Source organism: Georgenia sp. (genome assembly GCF_054605595.1).
Map to the genome: position 1 here is coordinate 1 of NZ_JBTSDU010000161.1, position 5,738 is coordinate 5,738.

Below are 5,738 nucleotides of genomic sequence, written 5' to 3' on the forward strand. Positions count from 1 at the left end.
CCCCCCCCGCGGGGGTGGCGACGGCAGTCAGGACGAGTGCTTCTTGGCCGCCCGGGCCGCGGCCCGGCGCTGCTCCCGGTTGCCCGCCGCCCCGGTGTCCGTCTCGTCACCGGTCGGTGTGGCGGGCTCGGCCTCTGCGCTGACCCCGGTCGGGACGGTGCCGTCCAGGGCGGAGGCGGAGTACGAGAGCTTGGTCGGCCGCGTCGGCTCCTCAAGACCGAGGAGGTCCGCCGTCGGAGCCGCCGCCGCCGGTGCGGGCGTGCCGGCCGCCGGGGCCGCCGCACCACCGAGCTGGGGCGCGTGCGCCGCCGTCACCGCCGCCGAGGCTGCCGTGACCATCGGTGCCCCGCCCGCGGCGTCGGGCGCCTCGGCCCGCTTCACCTCGAGGTTGAAGAGGTAGCGGACCGACTCCTCCTTGATGGCTTCGTTCATCGCCTGGAAGAGGTCGAAGCCCTCCCGCTGGTACTCCACGAGCGGGTCGCGCTGGGCCATCGCCCGCAGGCCGATGCCCTCCTTGAGGTAGTCCATCTCGTAGAGGTGCTCGCGCCACTTGCGGTCGAGCACGGACAGCACGACGCGGCGCTCGAGCTGACGCACGACGTCCTCACCGAGCTCCTCCTCGCGGGCCTCGTAGGCCAGGTGGATGTCCGACCGGAGCTCGGTGACCAGCATCTCCGACGTCACGCGCGTCACGTTGCCGGCCTCCTCCACCACGTCCTCGATCGTGATGGAGGCCGGGTACGTCGTCTTGATCTCGGCCCACAGCGCCTCGAGGTCCCACGCCTCCGGCGCCCCCTCGGCGGTGTACTCCGCCACGAGGCCCTCCACGACGTCGTCGAGGAATGCCTGGATCTGGGTCTCGAGGTCCTCGCCGGCGAGGACCCGGCGGCGCTCGTCGTAGACGACCTCACGCTGGCGGGAGAGGACGTCGTCGTACTTCAGGACGTTCTTGCGGATCTCGAAGTTGCGCGCCTCGATCTGCGACTGGGCGCTGGCGATGCCCTTGGAGACGAACTTGTGCTCCAGCGGCATGTCGTCGGGGTAGGACGCGCCGTCCATCACCCGCATGGCCAGGCCGGAGTTGAACAGCCGCATGAGGTCGTCCTCGAGGGACAGGTAGAACCGGGACTCGCCCGGGTCGCCCTGACGGCCGGAGCGGCCGCGCAGCTGGTTGTCGATCCGGCGGGACTCGTGTCGCTCGGTGCCGAGCACGTACAGCCCACCCAGCGCCACGACCTCGTCGTGCTCGGCCGCCACCGCGCGCTTCGCCGTCTCGAGGGCGGCGGGCCACGCCGCCTCGTACTCCTCGGGCGTCTCGGTGGGGTCCAGGCCACGCGTCTTGAGCTCGACGATCGCGATGAACTCGGCGTTGCCGCCGAGCATGATGTCGGTCCCGCGGCCGGCCATGTTCGTCGCGACGGTCACCGCGCCCTTGCGTCCCGCCATCGCGACGACGGCGGCCTCGCGCTCGTGCTGCTTGGCGTTGAGGACCTCGTGCGGGACGCCCTTCTTCTTCAGCTGCGACGAGAGCACCTCGGACTTCTCCACGCTCGTGGTGCCGACCAGCACTGGCTGGCCCTTCGCGTGCCGCTCGGCGATGTCCTCGACGATCGCCGAGTACTTCTGGACCACGCCCTTGTAGATGAGGTCGGAGCGGTCGAGACGCTGCATCGGCATGTTCGTGGGGATCGGCACCACGCCGATCTTGTAGGTGCCGGAGAACTCCGCCGCCTCGGTCTCGGCGGTGCCGGTCATGCCGGCGAGCTTGCCGTAGAGGCGGAAGTAGTTCTGCAGGGTGATGGTGGCCAGCGTCTGGTTCTCCGCCTTGATCGCCACCCCCTCCTTGGCCTCGATCGCCTGGTGCATGCCCTCGTTGTAGCGGCGCCCGGCCAGCACGCGGCCGGTGTGCTCGTCGACGATGAGGACCTCGCCGTTCTTGACGATGTAGTCCTTGTCCTTCTTGAACAGCTCCTTGGACTTGATGGCGTTGTTGAGGAAGCCGATCAGCGGGGTGTTGAGGGACTCGTAGAGGTTCTCGATGCCGAGGTAGTCCTCGACCTTCTCGATGCCGGGCTCGAGGACGCCGATGGTGCGCTTCTTCTCGTCGACCTCGTAGTCCTCCTCGCGCACGAGACGGCGGGCGACCTTCGCGAACTCGCCGTACCACTTGTTGACGTCGCCGCTGGCGGGGCCGGAGATGATCAGCGGGGTCCGGGCCTCGTCGATGAGGATCGAGTCGACCTCGTCGACGATGGCGAAGTGGTGGCCGCGCTGGACCAGGTCGGCGGTGGCCCAGGCCATGTTGTCGCGCAGGTAGTCGAACCCGAACTCGTTGTTCGTGCCGTAGGTGATGTCCGCGGCGTACTCCTCGCGGCGCTGCGCCGGGGTCTGGCCGGAGAGGATGGTCCCGGTCGTCATGCCCAGGAAGCGGTGGACGCGGCCCATGAGCTCGGACTGGTAGCCGGCGAGGTAGTCGTTGACCGTGACGATGTGGACGCCGTTGCCCGTCAGCGCGTTGAGGTAGCTGGGGAGGGTGGCGACGAGCGTCTTGCCCTCACCGGTCTTCATCTCGGCGATGTTGCCCAGGTGCAGGGCGGCGCCGCCCATCACCTGCACGCGGTAGTGCCGCTGACCCAGCGTGCGGGTGGCCGCCTCGCGCACCGTCGCGAACGCCTCGGGCAGGAGGTCGTCGAGCTTCTCCCCATCGGCGAGGCGCTTCTTGAAGCGGTCCGTCTCCTCGCGCAGCTCGGCGTCGGACATGGACGAGAACTCGTCCTCGAGCGCGTCCACCTGGTCCGCGATGGCCGCGAGCTTCTTGAGTATCCGTCCCTCGCCGGCTCGCAGGATCTTGTCGAGGATCTTCGGCACCAGCCAGCTCCCGGGTCATCTCTGTGCCACCACGCGGGCGCGTGGCGCGGGCAACCCTGGACGGGCGTGCCCGAGGCCATGGTAGGCGCTCCGCGGGTGCCGTCGCAGCCGGGTGCGGGAAGGCCGGAGCCACCCTGGTCGGTCCAGACCGCCACCCGGACCGCCACCGGCGCCGCGAGCTCGCCGGCCGGGTCGCCCCGATGCTCCCGCCGGTCAGGCCGGGCGACCCACCCGGGCCGCGAGGTCGCGGACCAGGTCGCCCGGGGCGTCGTCGTCGACCGTGACGTCCCCGAGGTCGAGCCAGCGGGCCAGGACGGCGAGCTCAGCGGCCAGCTCCTCGACGACGGCGCCGCGCACCGGCCAGGCGCCACCCCCGGTCCGGGGCACACCGGGGACGTCCGTGGGGGCCTCGGCGTGGGCGGCGCGCACGCGCAGCAGCCCACGCCGGCGGTCGGCCTTGAGGTCCACGCGGGCCACGAGGTGCTCGCCGAGCAGGAACGGAAGGACGTAGTAGCCGTGGGTGCGCTGGGCCGCCGGGGTGTAGATGCCGATCCGGTAGTGCATGCCGAAGAGCTCGTGGAGCCGCCGCCGCTCGAAGACCAGCGGGTCGAACGGGCCCAGGAGCGTGCGCACCCCGGCGGTGCGCGGCACGCGCGCGCCGGTGTGCAGATAGGCGGGTCGGGCGAGGCCCTGGACGCGGACGGCCTCGAGCGCACCGTCCTCGACGAGCTCGGCGACCGCCCGGGCGGTGTCGGCGGCGGGCAGCCGAAAGTAGTCCGCCAGCGAGCGGACCGTCGCGACGCCGTGGGCCCGGGCCGAGATGTCGACCAGCTCGCGCACGGCGTCCGCGCGCGGCACCGGCGCCTGAGCCGGCAGCCCGGGCGGCAGCACCCGCTCGGTGAGGTCATAGGCACGTTCGAACTGCGGGGTGCGTCCGGCGGCGGCGACCTCGCCGACGTTGAACAGGTGCTCCAGCGCGTGCTTGGCCGGCGTCCAGTTCCACCCCCAGCCCTCCTTCGGCCCGCGGGCGACCCCCAGGACGGCGTGCACCTCGGTGGCGGTGACCGGCCCACGCTCGGCGACGAGGCTGCGCACGGTGTCCAGGATCCCGGGGTGGTGCGAGAGCTCCCGGCCCCAGTGGTCGCGGTCGCGGTACTCCGCCATCCGCCACCGCAGCAGGTGGTAGGTCCGCGGCGGGACGAACGAGGCCTCGTGCGCCCAGAACTCCACGAGCCGGCGCGGCGACCGCCCAGCGGCGCGGTCGATGAGGCCGACGTCGTAGGGGCCGAGCCGGGAGTAGACCGGCAGGAGGTGGGCGCGGGCGAGGACGTTCACGGAGTCGATCTGGAGCAGCCCGGTGTGGTCGAGGACGCCGGCGAGGTGGCTCATGCTCACCCGGCCGGGTGGGCGGCGGCCGAGCCCCTGCGCGGCGATGGCGGTCCGGCGCGCCTGACCCGCCGTGAGCGTGCGGACGGCGGCGGGTACCGGGCGCGCCGGGGCCGGCGGCGTCACCGGAGCGGACGCCGCAGTGCCCACCGCCCGTGGGCGGGGGGCACTGCGGGGTCAGGCACCGTGGGGTCAGGCACGGATGTCGGCCGCCTGCTTCACGTCGTTCGTGGCACCGTCGCCGGCCACGGTGTCCAGCCGGATCACGCCGTACGTCCAGCCGTGGCGGTGGTACACGACGCACGGCTGACCGGTCTCGGCGTCGATGAAGAGGTAGAAGGGGTGACCCACCATCTCCATCTCGTACAGGGCCTGGTCCACGGTCATCGGGATGGCCTCGTGCAGCTTCTGGCGCACGATCACCGGGGAGTCACCGAGCTGGGCCTCGACGCTCTGACCGCGTTCGGTCGGCGGGGTGGGGTGGTCGGGGAGGTCGTCGTCCGCGGGCTGCTCTACCGGCAGCTGCGCCTCGAGAGGTGCGGGCGTGACGTGTCGGTGGTGGTCCTTGCGGCGGTCGCGAGATCTCCGCAGCCGCTCCTGCAGCTTTCCCGCTGCGACGTCGAGGGCTCCGTACCGGTCCGACGCGCTCGCCTCCGCCCGGATGGCCGGGCCCTTGTCACGTACGGTGATCTCGATCCGTTCGGCCTGGTCGGCCAGCCGAGGGTTCCGCTCGTGGGTGAGCTCGACCTCGACCCGCTGGGCGCGCGGCGCCAGCTGCTCGATCTTGCTCAGCTTCTCCTCGACGTGACTACGGAAGCGGTCGGCAATCTCGGTGTTGCGACCCTTGACGATGATCTCCATGGTGACCTCCACGGTCCTGATGGGTGTTGGGGCGACACGGCCCCGTGGCGTGCGAACCGCACCTCAGGTGCGGGTTGTGGGCAGGGCCACCACCTCCCTCGTGCGCCCTCGGCGGTCCGGCCGCGCTTCCTCGCGCGACCTCCCCGTCCTCGGGCTGTTCACCATGACGTAACTTTAGTCGCTTCGTGCGCCGCGGACACCTCGATGGTCCCGAGGCGAGTCGTCCGTTTCGTACTAGGCTGGTCTTGTCCCGGTGGGTCCCGCCGGGGCAGCGGTCGGTGTTCCCACGGGCGCCCTGACGCCGGGCACCCGGCGGCGGGCCGGGGCCGGCGTCGCGGCCAGGACCAGGGCCCCGACGACGACGGTTCCCGCGCCGGCCAGGGCATCCCGGCAGGCGGCGAGCGTCGCCCCCGTGGTCACCACGTCGTCGACGAGCACGGCGACGGCGCCGGCGGGCAGCGCCGTGACCGTCCTGACGCTCCCGGACCGGTTGGCGGATCGCCCGCGCGCACCCAGGCCCGACTGGTGCGGCGAACGCCCCGGGCGACGCCGCAGCGCGTCGACCACCAGCACGCGGCGGATCGTCGGTGCGGACGGGTCGGCAGCCCGTGCAGCCTCCCGTA

At 72.1% G+C, this 5,738-nt stretch carries 4 protein-coding genes; all 4 read right to left on the reverse strand.

All coding sequences use genetic code 11. The features are described 5' to 3' along the window. Positions 1–27 precede the first annotated feature (27 nt). Positions 28–2,868, reverse strand: coding sequence for a preprotein translocase subunit SecA (gene secA, locus ACYC1Z_RS13795; protein ID WP_461410099.1), 2,841 nt, complete (start codon positions 2,866–2,868; stop codon positions 28–30). A 213-nt stretch (positions 2,869–3,081) separates the two neighbouring features. After that, a complete protein-coding gene (locus ACYC1Z_RS13800; protein ID WP_461410100.1) occupies positions 3,082–4,380 on the reverse strand; it encodes a winged helix-turn-helix domain-containing protein in 1,299 nt (432 codons plus the stop codon). A 66-nt stretch (positions 4,381–4,446) separates the two neighbouring features. Then, positions 4,447–5,115 carry a ribosome hibernation-promoting factor, HPF/YfiA family gene (gene hpf / locus ACYC1Z_RS13805; protein WP_461410101.1) on the reverse strand — a complete coding sequence of 223 codons (669 nt, stop codon included), beginning with the start codon at positions 5,113–5,115 and terminating at the stop codon, positions 4,447–4,449. 234 nt (positions 5,116–5,349) lie between these two features. Next, positions 5,350–5,738 (reverse strand): phosphoribosyltransferase family protein (locus ACYC1Z_RS13810; RefSeq protein WP_461410102.1); only part of this gene is annotated, 389 nt, incomplete at its 5' end.

What these genes read in the sequence shown, in the direction of transcription:
- hpf (WP_461410101.1), bottom strand. Translation starts at nt 5,115, where the DNA reads ATGGAGATCATCGTCAAGGGTCGCAACACCGAGATTGCCGACCGCTTC.